This is a genomic window from Demequina maris (assembly GCF_000971155.1).
Lineage (GTDB): Bacteria > Actinomycetota > Actinomycetes > Actinomycetales > Demequinaceae > Demequina > Demequina maris.
In genome coordinates this window covers 188,512-203,880 of the sequence record NZ_BBLX01000004.1, presented here as the reverse complement: position 1 = coordinate 203,880, position 15,369 = coordinate 188,512, and the positions used below count along the sequence as shown (strand labels likewise).

The 15,369-nt window shown below is 73.7% G+C and carries 13 protein-coding genes; 9 read left to right on the top strand and 4 right to left on the bottom strand.

Translation table 11 applies throughout. From position 1 onward, the window contains the following. The first annotated feature begins 39 nt into the window (after positions 1–39). The 5 genes from AOM02_RS06680 to AOM02_RS06660 all read left to right on the top strand — a co-directional run bounded on the left by AOM02_RS06680 (position 40) and on the right by AOM02_RS06660 (position 4,278). Positions 40–1,368, top strand: a complete 1,329-nt coding sequence (locus tag AOM02_RS06680; protein WP_062298002.1) for a cryptochrome/photolyase family protein — start codon at positions 40–42, stop codon at positions 1,366–1,368. A gap of 135 nt (positions 1,369–1,503) precedes the next feature. After that, a complete protein-coding gene (locus AOM02_RS06675; RefSeq protein ID WP_062298000.1) occupies positions 1,504–1,830 on the top strand; it encodes a hypothetical protein in 327 nt (108 codons plus the stop codon). A 109-nt stretch (positions 1,831–1,939) separates the two neighbouring features. After that, a complete protein-coding gene (locus tag AOM02_RS06670) occupies positions 1,940–3,418 on the top strand; it encodes a DNA-3-methyladenine glycosylase 2 family protein (RefSeq protein WP_062297997.1) in 1,479 nt (492 codons plus the stop codon). Further along, positions 3,415–3,909, top strand: coding sequence for a methylated-DNA--[protein]-cysteine S-methyltransferase (locus AOM02_RS06665; RefSeq protein ID WP_062297995.1), 495 nt, complete (start codon positions 3,415–3,417; stop codon positions 3,907–3,909). Before AOM02_RS06670 ends, AOM02_RS06665 begins: the two co-directional genes overlap by 4 nt. 9 nt (positions 3,910–3,918) lie before the next feature. Continuing rightward, a complete protein-coding gene (locus AOM02_RS06660; RefSeq protein WP_062297993.1) occupies positions 3,919–4,278 on the top strand; it encodes a DUF1801 domain-containing protein in 360 nt (119 codons plus the stop codon). Between the two features lie 153 nt (positions 4,279–4,431). On the opposite strand, the gene AOM02_RS06655 is transcribed toward AOM02_RS06660, so the two are convergent. Both AOM02_RS06655 and AOM02_RS06650 read right to left on the bottom strand, forming a co-directional pair. After that, positions 4,432–5,382: a 2-hydroxyacid dehydrogenase gene (locus AOM02_RS06655; protein ID WP_062297990.1), complete on the bottom strand. Its 951-nt coding sequence runs from the start codon at positions 5,380–5,382 to the stop codon at positions 4,432–4,434. 40 nt (positions 5,383–5,422) lie between these two features. After that, positions 5,423–6,583 carry an ROK family protein gene (locus tag AOM02_RS06650; protein ID WP_062297987.1) on the bottom strand — a complete coding sequence of 387 codons (1,161 nt, stop codon included), beginning with the start codon at positions 6,581–6,583 and terminating at the stop codon, positions 5,423–5,425. A gap of 228 nt (positions 6,584–6,811) precedes the next feature. Here AOM02_RS06650 and xylA point away from each other — a divergent pair, with 228 nt between their 5' ends. Beyond that, a complete protein-coding gene (gene xylA, locus AOM02_RS06645) occupies positions 6,812–8,002 on the top strand; it encodes a xylose isomerase (RefSeq protein WP_062297985.1) in 1,191 nt (396 codons plus the stop codon). A gap of 90 nt (positions 8,003–8,092) precedes the next feature. Then, a complete protein-coding gene (locus AOM02_RS06640; protein WP_062297982.1) occupies positions 8,093–9,505 on the top strand; it encodes a xylulokinase in 1,413 nt (470 codons plus the stop codon). Between the two features lie 18 nt (positions 9,506–9,523). Here AOM02_RS06640 and AOM02_RS06635 read toward each other — a convergent pair whose 3' ends face one another. Then, positions 9,524–10,303, bottom strand: coding sequence for a CYTH domain-containing protein (locus tag AOM02_RS06635; RefSeq protein ID WP_062297980.1), 780 nt, complete (start codon positions 10,301–10,303; stop codon positions 9,524–9,526). 197 nt (positions 10,304–10,500) lie between these two features. On the opposite strand from AOM02_RS06635, the gene AOM02_RS06630 reads away from it, so the two are divergent. Next, positions 10,501–11,847, top strand: coding sequence for an anaerobic C4-dicarboxylate transporter family protein (locus AOM02_RS06630; protein WP_062297978.1), 1,347 nt, complete (start codon positions 10,501–10,503; stop codon positions 11,845–11,847). Positions 11,848–11,887: 40 nt separating this feature from the next. Next, a complete protein-coding gene (locus tag AOM02_RS06625; RefSeq protein ID WP_062297976.1) occupies positions 11,888–13,231 on the top strand; it encodes a M20/M25/M40 family metallo-hydrolase in 1,344 nt (447 codons plus the stop codon). 11 nt (positions 13,232–13,242) lie between these two features. Here AOM02_RS06625 and AOM02_RS06620 read toward each other — a convergent pair whose 3' ends face one another. Further along, complete coding sequence (locus AOM02_RS06620) at positions 13,243–15,348, bottom strand: heavy metal translocating P-type ATPase (RefSeq protein ID WP_228373790.1); 2,106 nt, start codon at positions 15,346–15,348, stop codon at positions 13,243–13,245. Positions 15,349–15,369 lie beyond the last annotated feature (21 nt).

Sequence of the window (15,369 nt, the reverse complement as noted above, 5' to 3'; positions counted from 1 at the left end):
GCCGGAATCCCGCGGCGGGCCATGCGCGTTGGGGGTGGCATGACCTCGGTGTGGTGGATCCGGCGCGACGCGCGCCTCGCGGACAACCCGGCGCTGCTCGCGGCGCAGGAGGACGGGCCGGCGGCGGCCGTCTTCGCGTGGAGCCGCGGCGTCCACCTGTGGTCGGGACGCCGGCGCGCGCACCTCGCGCGGGTGCTGTGGAGCCTGCGCGAGGACACGGGCGGCGCGGTCGGCGTCCGGCGCGGCGACCCGGCCGACGTCATCCTCGCCGTCGCGCGGGAGCACGATGCGTCGGTGGTGTTCGCGGCCCGCGAGGCCTCGCCCGCGGGGATCCGGGCGCAGGACGCCGTCGCGGCCGCGCTCGAGGCGGACGGACGCGAGCTGCGGCTGGTCGGGACGCCGTACGCGGTCGCGCCGGGACGCGTCGTGAAGTCCGACGGCACCGAGTACAAGGTCTTCACCCCGTTCTCGCACGCGTGGCGCGAGCACGGGTGGCGGGAACCCGCCGACCATGCGGACCCGGGCGGCTTCGCGCGCGTCGGCTCGGACGTCGACCTCGACCAGGAGGCGGCGCACGGCGATGCGGACGACCTCCTCGCCGAGCAGCACGAGTTCCGCGAGGACCGCGTGATCGCGGCGTGGGACGACTACGTCGCCGGCGACCTCGCGCGCTACGCGACCGAGCGCGACCGCCCCGATCTCGACTCGACCTCGCACCTGTCGGTGCCGCTCGCGTACGGCCAGATCCACCCGCGCACGGTGCTGGCCGCGACGGCCGCGGTGCGCGGCGAGGCGGCGCGGAAGCTCGAGTCGGAGCTCGCGTGGCGCGAGTTCCACGCGGACGTGCTCTTCCGGCACCCGCGCGCACAGCACGAGTCCCTCACCCCCGCCCTGCCCGAGGACGCCTGGGCCACGGGCACCGAGGCGGACGAGGCGTTCATGGCGTGGCGCGACGGCCGCACGGGCTTCCCGCTCGTCGACGCGGGCATGCGCCAGCTCGCCGCCACCGGCACCATGCACAACCGTGTGCGCATGGTGGTCGCGAGCCTCCTGGTGAAGGACCTGCACCTGCCGTGGCAGCGCGGCGCGTCGTACTTCCGGCGCGCGCTGCTCGACTACGACCACGCGCAGAACCAGCTCAACTGGCAGTGGGTCGCCGGCACCGGCCGCGACGCCGCGCCGTTCTTCCGCATCTTCAACCCCTCCTCCCAGGCCGAGCGCTACGACCCCGACCGCCGCTACGTGCAGCGCTGGGTCGCCGAGGTCGACACCCCCGCCTACCCCGCGCCGATCGTCGACCACGCCGCCGAGAGGGCCGTCGCGCTCGCCGACCTCAAGCGCGGCAAGGCGGCCCGCGCATCGTCCTGACGTAACAGAGTTATTTCCCGGCGGACACGCGCCCGACACACACCGGCCGTAGCGTGGAGCCCGCCAGCGAGGGCGCCTCACAGCGAACGGCCCCGGCCGACGCCCTCGCGGGACGGCGCCCGGGAAGGAGAGGCCATGACACCCGCGTCCTCCGAGTACCTGGGCTATGTGGGGCATCCGGAGCTCCCGCACGGCTACTACCCCTACCTGGGCCGCCGCCCCGGCGAGCGCAGGGACTGGCTCGCCGACGCGTCGGTGGCCGCCGGCGTCGCGCTGCTGTTCCCCGCGGCGATCGTGCTGGGTCACCTGGCCCTCCGCTCCGCTCGAGCCGGCGACGTGCGCTCCGAGGGGCGCGCGCGGCTCGGGCTGCGTCTCGGCTACGGCGTCGCCGCGGCCGCCAACCTCGTCTACCTGGTGCTCGCCGCACGGCACGCCATGACCGCGGGCACACCCGCCACCTGAACCCCGGGCACGGCCGGGAAGGGATCGTCGCCGAGGGGCGATCCCCACCCCGCCGCCATGTCCGATGACCGCGAGCGCGGCCTCACCCGCATGCGTCACACTCGTGAGCATGTGGGACGACGAGACGCGCTATGCGGTGATCCGCGGCAAGGACGCGCGGTACGACGGGCAGTTCTTCACGGCCGTCCGCACGACCGGGATCTACTGCCGTCCGTCGTGCCCGGCGCGCACGCCCGCGCGGGCGAACGTGAGCTTCTATCCGAGCGCCGCCGCCGCGCAGCGCGCCGGCTACCGCTCGTGCCGGCGGTGCTTCCCGGACGATGCGCCGGGCTCGCCCCGCTGGAAGGTGGGCGAGGACGTCGCGAGCCGCGCGGTGCGGCTGATCGACGACGGCGTGGTGGAGCGCGAGGGCGTCGCGGGGCTCGCGCGCCGGCTCGGCTACACCGAGCGGCACGTGTCGCGCGTGCTCGTCGACGAGCTGGGCGCGAGCCCGCAGGCGCTCGCCATCGCGCACCGCCTCCACCACGCGCGGACCCTGCTCGAGACCACCGCGCTGCCCGTCGCGGACGTGGCCTTCGCGGCAGGCTTCGGCTCCGTGCGGCAGTTCAACGACGCCGCGCGTGCCGCATGGGCGCTCACCCCGAGCGAGGTGCGCCGCCGCGCGGGCGGGCCCGCGACGGCGGGCCCGACGACGCTCGAGCTGAGGCTGCGGCACCGGGCGCCCGCCGCCGTGGATCGCGCCCTCGCGTTCGTGGGCGTGCGCGCGGTCGAGGGCGTCGAGACCTGGAACGGGGCCACGTACGGGCGGACGATGCGCCTCCCGCACGGCCCCGGCACGGTCGCCCTGGAGGCCGTCGAGGGGCACGTGCGGGCGCGGCTCGCGCTGGCCGACGTGCGGGACCTCGGCGCCGCGGTCGCGCGCTGCCGGCGGCTGCTCGACCTCGACGCGGACCCGGCCGCCGTGGACGAGGCGCTCGCCGCATCGTCCCTCCTGGCACCGCTGGTCGCCGCGGTCCCAGGCCTCCGCGTGCCGGGCGCCGTGGACCCGTTCGAGATGGTGGTGCGGGCGATCGTGGGCCAGCAGGTCAGCGTCGCGGGCGCGCGGCGGACGCTCGGGACGATGGTCGAGAGGTTCGGAGGAGTACTAAGTGTCCCGGCCGAGAGGACCGAAGGCGATTCTGGAGTACTGAGTGTCCCGACGGGGCCTGGACGGGTGTTCCCGTCCCCCGAGGCGCTCGCCGACGTCGATCCGGCGAGCGGGCTCGTGCCCCAGGCACGCTGGCGCGCGATCTCCGCGGCGGCGCGCGCCATGATCGACGGCTCGCTCGACCTCAGCCCCGGCGCGGACCGCGCCGAGGCGCGGCGGGCGCTGCTCGCGATCCCCGGCATCGGGCCGTGGACGGCGGAGTACGTGGCGCTGCGGGCGCTCGGGGACCCCGACGGGTTCCCCTCGGGCGACCTGGTGCTGCAGAAGGCGGCGGGGCTCGACGGTCGGGCGCTCGCCGAGCAGGCCGAGGCCTGGCGGCCCTGGCGGGCGTACGCGGCCATGCACCTGTGGACCGCGGCGACGGAAGGACGGATCTCATGACCACTCTCACCTCGACCGCGCTGGTGCGGCGCGACATCGCCACCCCGCTCGGCCCGCTCACGCTCGTCGCCGGCGACGGCGGGCTCCGCGGCGCCTACTTCGCCGACCACCGCCGCCGTCCCGAGCTGGACGGCCTGGAGACGCCCACGACGCACGAGACGCTCGACCGCGCGGAGGCCGCCTTCGCGGCGTACTTCGCGGGCGACGCGGAGGACGTCCCGGTCGACGCGGTCGCGCCGGGCACCCCGTTCCAGCGCGAGGTCTGGGAGACGCTCCGCGAGATCCCCGGGGGCGAGACGTGGACGTACGCCCAGGTGGCGGAGCGGATCGGTAGGCCGACGGCGACGCGGGCGGTGGCCGCGGCGATCGGTCGCAACCCGCTCACGGTGGCGGTGCCGTGCCACCGGGTGGTCGGCGCGGACGGCGCGCTCACCGGCTACGCGGGCGGCATCGAGCGCAAGCGGTGGCTGTTGGAGCACGAGCGGGGCTAGCCTCGAGGGATGGCGGACAACGAGGTCGACGCCTGGATGGCGGCGTACGACAACCCGATGAAGGATGTGGTCGAACGGGTGCGGCGGATCGTGCTCGAGGCGGACCCGCGCATGGGCGAGTGCATCAAGTGGCAGGCGCCCACGTTCACGTACCGCGGCAACCTCGCGAGCTTCTTCCCGCGGGCCCGCAAGCACGCCACGCTGATGTTCCACAAGGGCGCGCTGATCCCGGGCGACCACCCGCACCTCGAGGGCGACGGCAAGGAGGGGCGGACCATGACCTTCGCCTCCGTCGAGGAGGCGGACGAGCGCCGCGGCGAGCTCGAGTCGATCGTGGCCGCGTGGATCGCGATGCAGGACGGATCCTGAGAGATTCGCGCCGTTGGTCACGAAACGGTCACGGCCGGTGTGCGCGTCGCGCGACCTATGCCTAGCCTGGCCAGGTGAGGCGCCCTCCGGGTCCCACCACCCGGGACGCGGCGTCACAGCTGAGGGGCGGTGCCTTCCCCGCGGAAGGGGGGCTTACGCGGGGAAGGCGCCCATTCTCACGAAGTTCACCGGGTCGTCACCGTGGCGGCGTGCCTCGATCTGCCGGCGGACGAGGTCCGTGTAGCGCCGGTTGGTGAGCTGCTCGACGCCCGCGACGTGCGGCACCACGATGCAGTTCGGCGCGGACCACAGCGGGTGGCCGTCGGGCAGCGGCTCGGGGTCGGTGACGTCGAGCGCCGCGCGCAGCCGCCCGCTCCCGAGCTCCGCCAGCAGGGCGTCCGTGTCGACCACCTTGCCGCGGCCCACGTTGATGAGCAGCGCATCGTCGCGCATCGCCGCGAGGAAGCCCGCGTCGACGAGCCTGTCCGTGTCCTCGCTGTGGGGCGTCACGATGATCACGATGTCCTGGTGCGGGAGCAGGCTGAGGAGGTCGTCCGCGGCGTGGACGAGCGTGCCGTCCGGTGCGATGCGCGCGCTGCGGGCGACACCCTCGACCGTCACCTCGCAGGCGCGCAGGCGCGACCCGATGGCCTCGCCGATGCTGCCGTAGCCGACGACGAGCGCGCGCGAGTCCGCGAGCGACGGCGCGACGAGGTCCTGCTCCCACACGCCGCGGCGCTGCGAGTCGAGGAACGCGGGCAGGCGCCGCTGCGACGCGAGCGCGAGCAGCAGCGTCATCTCCGCGACGCGCGTGTCGTGCACGCCGCGGGCGTTCGCCAGCGAGACGCCCGGCGGCACGAACGGCAGCGCGTGCTCGTAGCCGGCGGAGGCGATCTGGATGATCTTGAGGTCCGGGCAGGTCGCGAGGCGTCCGTAGAGCCGGCGGCCGCCCGTGAAGTGCGCGAGGCACGCGATGGTGATGCGCTCGCGCTCCTCCTCGGGCGGATCGGACTCGGCGGGGTCCCACACGATGACGCGCGCGTCAGGGCCGACGTCGCCGAGCGCGTCGGCGACGGCCTGGGAGGGCACGGAGACGGTGATCATGCGGCCAGTCTGCCAGGGGCGGCGCCGCGCGCCTCCCCCATCACAGGGCGACGAGCGGGACGCCGGCCGGGTCCTGCAGCAGGGCCGCGAACGCGCGCTCCGCGGCGCCGATAAGGAGGCGGTTGCCGCCGAGCGCCGTGCGGGCGATCGCGACGTCCTCGACGTCGGGACGGAACGCGAGGTCCCGGACCCGTGCGGTGACCAGGTCGCGACGCACGTCGTAGAGCGCGCCCAGGTAGCCGCCGAGCAGCACGAGGTCGGGGTCGAAGGCGCACTCGAGGTTGGCGATCGCCGCGGCGAGCGTCGAGGCGAGCGCGTCCAGCGCGGCGTCGTCGTGCGCGGCGGCGTCGAGGCGCTCCGCGTTGAGCTCGGTCTCGAGGCAGCCCGAGCGCCCGCACGAGCACCGCTCGCCGTCCGAGCGGATCATCATGTGGCCGAACTCGCCGCCGTAGCCGCGGCCGCCGCGCAGCATCCGGCCGCCCACGAGGGCGGCACCGCCGATGCCGGAGGCGGAGCCGTTGAGGAAGACGACGGTGTCGACACCGCGGGCGGCGCCGAAGCTCCACTCGGCACGGAGGCCCATGTTCGCGTCGTTGCCCACCACCACGGGGAGGGTCAGCGCCTCGGCGAGGGTCTCGCGGAAGTCGACGCCGCGCCAGCCGAGGTGGGGCGCGTCGACGACGGTCGCGCTGTCGATCGCGACGAGGCCGGGGACCGCGGCGGCCGCGCCGACGACGCGCAGGCCCGGGATCTCCTCGCCGATCTCGCGCGCGGCCTCCCACGCGAAGGCGGCCGCGTCCTGCGGGGTGGGCGGCGCGTCGACGGAGACGCGGCGGCGCGCGAGGACGGTGCCGTCGATCGCGACCGCGCCGAGCTCGATCGCGTCGACATCCGGGTGGAGCGCGAGCGCCGCGACGTCGCGGCGGGGACGCACGATCAGGCTGGGCCGGCCCACGGCGCCGGTCTCCGCGGCGGCGTCCTCGATGACGAGGCCGAGCTGCGCGAGCTCGGTGACGAGCCCGCCGATGGTCGAGCGGTTGAGCCCGGTGTCGCGGGTGAGCTGCGCGCGGGTGAGCGGGCCGCCGTAGTGGACGGCCGTGAGCAGGGAGGACAGGTTGTGGCGGCGCGTGTTGTCGTTGCGGCTGCCGCGCGCCACGCTCGTGTGCGCCGGTACCGCGGCGCTCGCCAGATCCTCGCCCATCGCTCCTCCTCCGTGCCCGTCAGTATGCCGCGCCCCGCGCCCGTGCGGGACGCGCCTCGCGCACGTCCGGCACGCCGAGCCCCTGGTTCCGAGGCGCGCTGCGGCGCGCCCGACCGTGGACGCCCGGCCGGCCCGCGCATCGTCCCGCCGCGCTTTGACGGGACCCCCGCTCGGGTATATGTTTTCTGCGGGAACATTTTAACCCGCTCAACGATGACTGGAGACGCGATGTCCTTCACCCCCACCCCGGCCGACCACTTCACGTTCGGCCTCTGGACCATTGGATGGCCGGCCGCGGACCCGTTCGGCTCCGCCACCCGCGGCGCCCTGGACCCGGTCGAGGCGATCCACAAGCTCGCCGAGCTGGGCGCGTACGGCATGACCTTCCACGACGACGACCTGTTCCCGTTCGGGTCGTCGGACGCGGACCGCCGCGCCGCCATCGACGCGCTCAAGAAGGCGTGCGAGGAGACTGGGATGAAGATCCCGATGATCACCACGAACACGTTCTCGCACCCGGTCTTCAAGGACGGCGGCGTCACCTCGAACGCGCGCGACGTGCGCCGCTTCACGATCCGCAAGATCCTCCGCAACATCGACCTGGCCGCCGAGCTCGGCGCGAAGACCTTCGTCATGTGGGGCGGCCGCGAGGGCGCCGAGTACGACTTCTCCAAGGACATCCGCGTCGCGCTCGAGCGCTACCGCGAGGCCGCGAACATCTTCGGCGACTACGTCCTCGAGAAGGGCTACGACCTCAAGTTCGCGATCGAGCCCAAGCCGAACGAGCCCCGCGGCGACATCCTGCTGCCGACGGTCGGCCACGCGATGGCCTTCATCAACACGCTCGACCACCCCGAGCTGGTGGGCCTCAACCCCGAGGTGGGCCACGAGCAGATGGCGGGCCTCAACTTCACCGCGGGCATCGCGCAGGCGCTCGACCACGGCAAGCTCTTCCACATCGACCTCAACGGCCAGCGCGGCATCAAGTACGACCAGGACCTGGTCTTCGGCCACGGCGACCTCATCAACGCGTTCTCGCTCGTCGACCTGCTCGAGAACGGCGGCCCGAACGGCTCGCCGGCGTACACGGGCCCCCGCCACTTCGACTACAAGCCCTCGCGCACCGAGGACTTCGACGGCGTGTGGGAGTCCGCGAAGGCGAACATGCGGATGTACCTCATCCTCAAGGAGCGCGCGGCGGCCTTCCGTGCGGACCCCGAGGTCCAGGAGGCCATCGCCGCCACCCGCCAGGACGAGCTCGCGCAGACCACGCTCGGCGCGGGCGAGACCACCGCCGACCTGCTGGCAGACACCTCCGCGTACGAGGACTTCGACCCCGACGCGTACTTCGACGGCAAGGGCTTCGGCTACGTCCGCCTGCAGCAGCTCGCGGTCGAGCACCTCATGGGCGCCCGCTGATCCTTCCCCCCTCCCGGCGTCCCGCCCGTCCTCCCTCCTTGGGGCGGGCGGGGCGCCACTCCCCTTCCTGACCGCTGAAAGGCCCGCCGCATGACGCTCGTCGCCGGAGTCGACTCGTCCACCCAGTCCTGCAAGGTCGTGATCCGCGACCTCGAGTCCGGCGACGTGGTGCGCCAGGGGCGCGCGTCGCACCCGGAAGGCACGTCCGTGGACCCCGCATCCTGGTGGGAGGCGCTGCGGTCCGCGCTCGAGGAGGCGGGCGGGCTCGCCGATGTCGCGGCGATCTCCGTGGGCGGGCAGCAGCACGGGATGGTCGCGCTATCCGAGGACGGCGAGGTCGTCCGGGACGCGCTGCTGTGGAACGACACCCGCTCGGCAGGCGCCGCCGCGGACCTCATCGCGGAGTTCGGGGCGGACGCGCTCGCCGAGCGCACGGGCCTGGTGCCCGTCGCCTCGTTCACCTCGACCAAGCTGCGGTGGCTGCGCGACGCCGAGCCGGAGAACGCCGCCCGCGTGGCCGCGGTGGCCCTCCCCCACGACTGGCTGACCTGGCGCCTGCGCGGCTACGGGCCCGTCGCATCGTCCCCGCTGGGGCCGGTGCTGTCCGAGCTGACGACCGACCGCTCCGACGTCTCCGGGACGGGGTACTGGAACCCCGCCACCGGGGAGTACGACCGCGACCTGCTGGTCGCCGCCCTCGGGCACGATGCGGTGGTGCCGCGCGTGCTCGGGCCCGGCGAGCCCGCGGGCACCGTGCACGGGCTCGACTGCGTGGTCGGGCCGGGCGCGGGCGACAACGCCGCCGCGGGGCTCGGCCTCGGCGCGACGGTCGGCGACGTGGTCGTGTCGCTCGGCACGTCCGGCACCGTCTTCGCGGTGACCGAGCAAGGCTTCCGCGACGCGACGGGCATCGTCGCCGGCTTCGCGTCCGCGTCCGGCGAGCACCTGCCGCTCGTGTGCACCCTCAACGCCTCGCGCGTGCTCGACGCGTTCGCGCGCGTCCTCGGCGTGGGCTACGACGAGCTGGGCGCCCTGGCCATGGAGGCCGAGCCGGGCGCCGGCGGCCTCACCCTGGTCCCCTACTTCGAGGGCGAGCGCACCCCCAACCTCCCCGACGCCACCGCGACGCTGTCGGGCATGACGCTGGCCAACACCACGCGGTCGAACATGGCCCGCGCCGCGATCGAGGGCATGCTCGCCGCGCAGGCGGTGGGCATGGACGCGATCCTGTCCGCGGGCGTGGTCGCGAAGCGGGCGCTGCTGGTCGGCGGCTCGGCGCAGAACCCCGCGGTGCAGGCCATCGCCGCCCAGGTCTTCGACGTGCCCGTCGAGGTGCCCGAGCCCGGCGAGTACGTCGCCGCGGGCGCCGCGGTGCAGGCGGCGTGGGCACTGACCGGCTCGCGCCCCGCGTGGCCGCTGGCCGTGGTCGCGGCCCCCGCGCAGGACACCCGGCCGGAGATCATGGAGGCGTACTCCGCCGCCGCGGGGGCGTACCTGTCCTGATCGCCCAGGCGGTCCCGGTCACTCCCCGATCGAGGCGAAGTACTCGAGCGCGGTGCGGGTCTTGGTCTGCTGCGGCGCGCCCAGGTCGACGCCGCGCGACGCGAGGAAGGCCTTGGTCTCCGCAGCGACCTGGAACGCCTCGGCGGGGGCGCACTTGGTCGACAGCTCCAGGATCTGCGAGCCGTCGGGGTACGCCCAGAGCTCCGCGACCATGCGCCGCCCGAGCTCCGGGGGCGAGAACTTGAGCTTGAGGGTGGTGATGGGGCCGAGCACCCGGAGGTCGTCCCAGTCGACGCCGTCCGGTGCGCGCTCCTCGAACAAGGCGCGCTGCTCCTTGGAGAAGAGCTTCCGGACCGGGCGTTCGCGACGCATCACCTCGTGGATCGGGCCGTCCTCGGAGGCCGCCTTGAGGCTGCCCGAACACACGAAGCCGCCCGGCATCGCGTCGATCTCGACCCCGAAGTCCTTCGACGCGCGCAGGTCGTCGCTCAGGCCCGCGGGGTCCACGGGCCGCAGCTTCACCACCGAGTCGCCCGGCTTGTGCTGGACGCGGCGGGCGCGCAGCACCAGGCCGACGCGGTCGAGCCGGAGGTCCGGGGTGTCGAAGAAGGCCACCTGACGGAGCTCGGCCTGGAGCGGGTCGAGGCCGAGCCTGTCGACCACGCGTCTGCGGTCGGCGCCCGGCACGGTCGCCTTGAGCTCGACCGAGTCGGAGCCCGGCAGCAGGGTGAGGACCTCTCCCAGCTGCTCCGGCGTGAGGGACGGGACTGCGTGCTCGCTCGTCGACGTGGTGCTCATGATCGCGCTCCCGGACGTGCGGCGCCGCCCGTGGCGCCGCTGCTCAGTCCAGCATAGGTTCGGCCCGCGCCGGGCGCCCTGCCCACGGGAGGCGCCCGCCGCATCGTCCCTCCCCAGGCGGCCGTCGGACCTCGCGCGTAATGTCAGCCTGAGGGGTCGACGGCGGCCCCGAGGGGGCCGGCGATGGGGACCGAACCATGACCGTGAGCTTCGTGCTCGAGGCCATCGTGGTGCTCGGGTCGATCGTGCTCGGCACCCGGACGGGCGGCATCGGGGTCGGCATCTGGGGCGGCGTCGGCACCTTCATCCTGGTCTTCCTCTTCGGCGAGGCGCCGGGCGCGGCCCCCATCACCGCGATCGGCATCATCCTCGGCGTGGTCACCGCGGCGGCGCTCATGCAGGCCGCGGGCGGCATCGACTGGATGGTCGCGATGGCGGCGCGGGTGATCGAGAGCCGTCCCAGGCAGATCACCCTCATCGCGCCGCTGACCGCGTTCCTGTTCTGCGCGGGCGCCGGCACGGGCAACATCGTGTTCCCTCTGCTCCCCGTGGTCTACGACCTCTCGGTGAAGAACGGGATCCGTCCCGCGCGGCCGCTGACCGTGACGGTGGTGCAGTCCGGCATCGCGCTGGCCGCCTCGCCGGTGTCCGCCGCGATGGCCGCGATGCTCGCGTTCACCGATGTCGCCCCGTACAACCTCGGCCTCGCGCAGATCCTCGCGATCACCTTCCCCGCGTGCCTCATCGGCATCGTGGTGACGTCGCTCGTGGTGAACCGCATGTGGAAGGACATGGACGACGACCCCGAGATCCAGGAGCGCATCGCGGCGGGCGCGGTCGCGGCGCTGAGGGACGATGCGGGCGGGCGCGCAAGCGCGCGCCTCACCTACACCGCGCGGGGACGGAACGCGGCGGTCACGTTCCTCATCGGGGTGTTCGCGATCGTCGCGTTCGGCATCTTCGAGGGCCTGCGGCCGACGTACACGGTCGACGGCGAGAGCGTGCGCGTCGACATGGGCGTGACGATCATCCTGGTCATGCTCGTGGTCAGCGCGCTCATCGTCTTCGTGGGGCGGCCCCAGGTGAGCGCCGTTCCCGACCAGTCGGTGTTCAAGGCGGGCATGGTGGCCGCCATCGCCCTGTTCGGGATCGCGTGGCTCACCGCCACGTTCATCGCGGCCCACGAGGAGTTCATCGTCGAGTCGGTCGGGTCGTGGGTCACCAGCGTCCCGCTCCTCTTCGCGCTCGCGGTGTTCCTGGTCGCGGCGATGACCACGAGCCAGTCGACCGCGACCAACACCATCGTGCCGATCGGCCTCGCGGCCGGGCTCCCCGTGGGCGCGGTGGCGGGCATGTGGGCCGGCGGCCTCGGCGGCGTCTACACGCTGCCGGCCAACGGCCCGCAGATCGCCGCCGCGAACTTCGACGAGACCGGGTCCACGAAGCTCGGCACCAAGCTCCTCGACCACAGCTTCTTCGTGCCGATGCTCATCCTCTCGGTCACTACAGTCGTGGTCGGAGCGGTGATCGGCGCGTTCTTCTGACCCGACACCCCACGACACCTCGAACGGAAGGCGATCCCTCATGCCCGCATCGGAGATCCAGGAGAAGGTCCGGGCGCTGATGCCCGGCGTCATCGCGAACCTCGAGGAGCTCATCGCGATCCCGTCCGTCGCGTTCCCGGGCTACCCCGAGGAGCCGATGCACCGGATGGCGGAGCGCACGCTCGAGCTGTTCCGCGAGGCCGGGTTCGCGGACGCGCACCTCGCGGAGGTGCCGCACGGCTACCCGCCGATCTACGCGGAGCTGCCCGGGCCCGAGGGGTCGCCCGTGGTCGTGCTGTACGCGCACTACGACGTGCAGCCGGCACCCGAGTCGCAGGGCTGGAGCACCGACCCGTGGACGCCGACGCGCAAGGAGGACGGCCGCGTGTACGGGCGCGGCGCCGCCGACGACAAGTCGGGTCTCGCGACGCACCTGGGCATGATGCGCGCCTTCGACGGGAAGCCGCCGGTCACCATCCGGCTGATCCTCGAGGGCATGGAGGAGACCGAGAGCAACCTCGAGGAGTTCGTCGAGGCGCATCCCGACCTGTTCCAGTGCGACCTGTTCGTCGTGTGCGACATGGGCAACCTGGTCGCCGGCGAGCCCGTGCTCACCACAGCTCTGCGCGGCGACGTCTCGTGCACGGTCACCGTGCGCACGCTCGACCACCCGCTGCACTCGGGCGTCTTCGGCGGCGCCGCCCCGGACGCGATGATGGCGCTCGCGCGCCTCCTGTCGACGCTGGTGGACGATGCGGGCGACGTGGCCGTCGCAGGCGTCACCACCGGCACGTGGGAGGGCGCCGAGCAGAGCGAGGAGAGCTTCCTCGAGGGCGTGCCGCTGCTCGACGGGGTGTCGCTGATCGGCACCGGGACCGTCTCGGACCGCCTGTGGGCGAAGCCGTCGATCAACGCGATCGGCATCGACACGACGTCGATCGCGGGGTCCTCGAACGTGATCCTGCCGCAGGCGAGCGCGAAGATCTCGATGCGCATCGTCCCCGGGACCGACCCGGAGGCCGAGCTCGACGCGCTCGTCGCGCACCTCGAGTCCCACGCGCCGTGGGGCGCGCAGGTCGAGGTGAAGCGGGTCAAGGCCGCGCCGGCGTTCCTGGTGCCCAGCGGCGGCGCTGGCGTCTCCGCCGCCCGCGAGGCCATGTCCGAGGCCTTCGGGTCGGAGGCGTCGGAGGTCGGGTCCGGTGGGTCGATCCCGCTGCTCCAGACGCTCCACGAGGCGTGCCCGGCCGCGGAGTTCGTGCTGTGGGGACCCGAGGACATGGACAAGGCGCGGATCCACGCGTCGGACGAGAGCGTGGACCCGGCCGAGATCGAGCGGATGATCGTGGCGCAGGCGCTGCTGCTGGAGAAGCTCGCCTCGCGGTAGGCGCGCCGTGATCAGGCCTCGGCGGCGGCGACCTCCTCGGGCTTGAGCGTCACGCGGCGCAGCAGCTGCGCGTTCGCGGCCACCACGATGGTCGACAGGCTCATCGCGATCGCCGCGACCGCGGGCGGCATGGTGAGGCCCGCCCACTGGAACGCGCCCGCGGCGACCGGGATCGCCACGGCGTTGTAGCCGGTGGCCCACACGAGGTTCTGGCGCATCTTGCGGTAGCTCGCGTGCGAGAGCTCGATGACGCCGACGACGCCGCGCGGGTCGGAGCCTGCGAGCACCACGCCTGCGGCCTCCATCGCGACGTCGGTGCCGGCGCCGATCGCCAGGCCGACGTCGGCGCGCGCCAGGGCCGGCGCATCGTTCACGCCGTCGCCCACCATGGCGACCCGCTTGCCCTTGCCCTGGAGGTCGGCGACCGCCTGGTCCTTGTCGTCGGGGAGGACCTCGGCGAAGACGTCGTCGATGCCGAGCTCGCGCGCGACCGCGTCCGCGACGGCCTGCGAGTCACCGGTGATGAGGGCGACGTCGATGCCGCGGGCGTGGAGCGCCTCGACGGCCTGGCGGGACTCCTCGCGGATCGGGTCGGCGGTGGTGAAGGCGCCGACGGCCTCGCCGTCGACCACTACGTGCAGCACCGCGCCGCCCTTCTCGCGCCACCCGGCCGCCGCATCGTCCAGGCTCGCCGGCGCCTCGATGCCGAGGTGGTCGAGCAGGCTGGGGCCGCCGACGGCGACGTCCTTGCCGTCGACGCGCGCGCGGACGCCGCGTCCCGGCAGGGTGTCGGCGTCCTCGGCGGCCGGGATGTCGAGGCCGCGGTCCTGAGCCGCCGCGACGACGGCGCGGCCGATGGGGTGCTCCGAGTCCTGCTCGACGGCGGCGGCGAGGGCGAGCATCGTGTCGTCGTCGATGGAGTCGGTGGTGGCGGTGTCGGTGAGCGCGTGCTCGCCGCGGGTGAGGGTGCCGGTCTTGTCGAAGAGGACCGCGTCGATGGTGCGCATGGCCTCGAGCGCGGCGGTGTCCTTGACGAGGATGCCCTGCTTGGCGCTCGTCGAGGTCGCGATCGCGATGACCAGCGGGATGGCGAGGCCGAGCGCGTGGGGGCAGGCGATCACGAGGACGGAGACGGCGGCGGTCAGGCCCTGCGCGGGGTCGCCGAGCGCGGAGTGGACCACGAAGGTGAGGGCGGCGGCGCCGAGGGCGATCCAGAAGAGCCACGCGGCGGCGCGGTCGGCGAGCTTACGCGTGCCCGACCGGCTGTTCTGGGCGTCCTGGACCATGCGCTGGATGCCGGCGAGGGCCGTGTCGTCGCCGGTCGCGGTGACCTCGACGCGCAGCGAGCCGTCGGTCGCGACGGTGCCGGCGACCACGTGGTCGCCCTCGCCCTTGGTCACCGGGGCGGACTCGCCGGTGATCATCGACTCGTCGATGCTGGCGTCGCCCTTGACGATGGTGCCGTCGGCTGGGATGCGGCCGCCGGGGCGGACGACGACGGTGTCGCCGTTCTGGAGGTCTCCGATGCTCACGTGCTCGGTGCCGCCGTCGGGGGTGGTGCGCTCCGCATCGTCCGGCAGCAGCTCCGCGAGGGCGGCGAGGGCGCCCTGCGCCTGGCCGACCGCCTTCATCTCCTGCCAGTGGCCGAGGAGCATCACGACGATCAGCGCGGCGAGCTCCCACCAGAAGCTGAGGTCGCCGATGCCGAAGGTGGCCGCGGCGGAGGCGCCGAAGGCGACGGTGATCGCGAGGGAGATCAGGGTCATCATGCCGGGCTTGCGGACGGTGATCTCGTCGCGCCAGGCCATGCTGAGGAAGGGCCAGCCGCCCCAGAGGAAGATCACGGTGCCGAGCACCGGCGGGATCCATGCCGAGCCGGGCAGGTCGTACCCGAGCCAGCCCTCGACCATCTCGCTCGTCGCGATCACGGGGATCGCGAGGAGGAGGTTCCACCAGAACAGCCTTCTGAAGAGGTCTGCGTGGCCGCTGTGGTCCGTGCCGTGGTGGGCGTGGGCGTCGTGGGACTCGTGGGTCTCGTGGTTCTCGTGATTGCTGTGGGCTTCGTGCTGATCGTGCGTGGAAGCGTCGTGCTGCATCGTGGCGTGGTCGTGAGCCATGGGGACCTCCTCAGGAGTGGC

Excerpts from the sequence above, each read along its gene's own strand:
- AOM02_RS06680 (WP_062298002.1), top strand. The coding sequence starts at position 40 with ATGACCTCGGTGTGGTGGATCCGGCGCGACGCGCGCCTCGCGGACAAC.
- AOM02_RS06675 (WP_062298000.1), top strand. The coding sequence starts at position 1,504 with ATGACACCCGCGTCCTCCGAGTACCTGGGCTATGTGGGGCATCCGGAG.
- AOM02_RS06670 (WP_062297997.1), top strand. The coding sequence starts at position 1,940 with ATGTGGGACGACGAGACGCGCTATGCGGTGATCCGCGGCAAGGACGCG.
- AOM02_RS06665 (WP_062297995.1), top strand. The coding sequence starts at position 3,415 with ATGACCACTCTCACCTCGACCGCGCTGGTGCGGCGCGACATCGCCACC.
- AOM02_RS06660 (WP_062297993.1), top strand. The coding sequence starts at position 3,919 with ATGGCGGACAACGAGGTCGACGCCTGGATGGCGGCGTACGACAACCCG.
- AOM02_RS06655 (WP_062297990.1), bottom strand. The coding sequence starts at position 5,382 with ATGATCACCGTCTCCGTGCCCTCCCAGGCCGTCGCCGACGCGCTCGGC.
- AOM02_RS06650 (WP_062297987.1), bottom strand. The coding sequence starts at position 6,583 with ATGGGCGAGGATCTGGCGAGCGCCGCGGTACCGGCGCACACGAGCGTG.
- xylA (WP_062297985.1), top strand. The coding sequence starts at position 6,812 with ATGTCCTTCACCCCCACCCCGGCCGACCACTTCACGTTCGGCCTCTGG.
- AOM02_RS06640 (WP_062297982.1), top strand. The coding sequence starts at position 8,093 with ATGACGCTCGTCGCCGGAGTCGACTCGTCCACCCAGTCCTGCAAGGTC.
- AOM02_RS06635 (WP_062297980.1), bottom strand. The coding sequence starts at position 10,303 with ATGAGCACCACGTCGACGAGCGAGCACGCAGTCCCGTCCCTCACGCCG.
- AOM02_RS06630 (WP_062297978.1), top strand. The coding sequence starts at position 10,501 with ATGACCGTGAGCTTCGTGCTCGAGGCCATCGTGGTGCTCGGGTCGATC.
- AOM02_RS06625 (WP_062297976.1), top strand. The coding sequence starts at position 11,888 with ATGCCCGCATCGGAGATCCAGGAGAAGGTCCGGGCGCTGATGCCCGGC.
- AOM02_RS06620 (WP_228373790.1), bottom strand. The coding sequence starts at position 15,348 with ATGGCTCACGACCACGCCACGATGCAGCACGACGCTTCCACGCACGAT.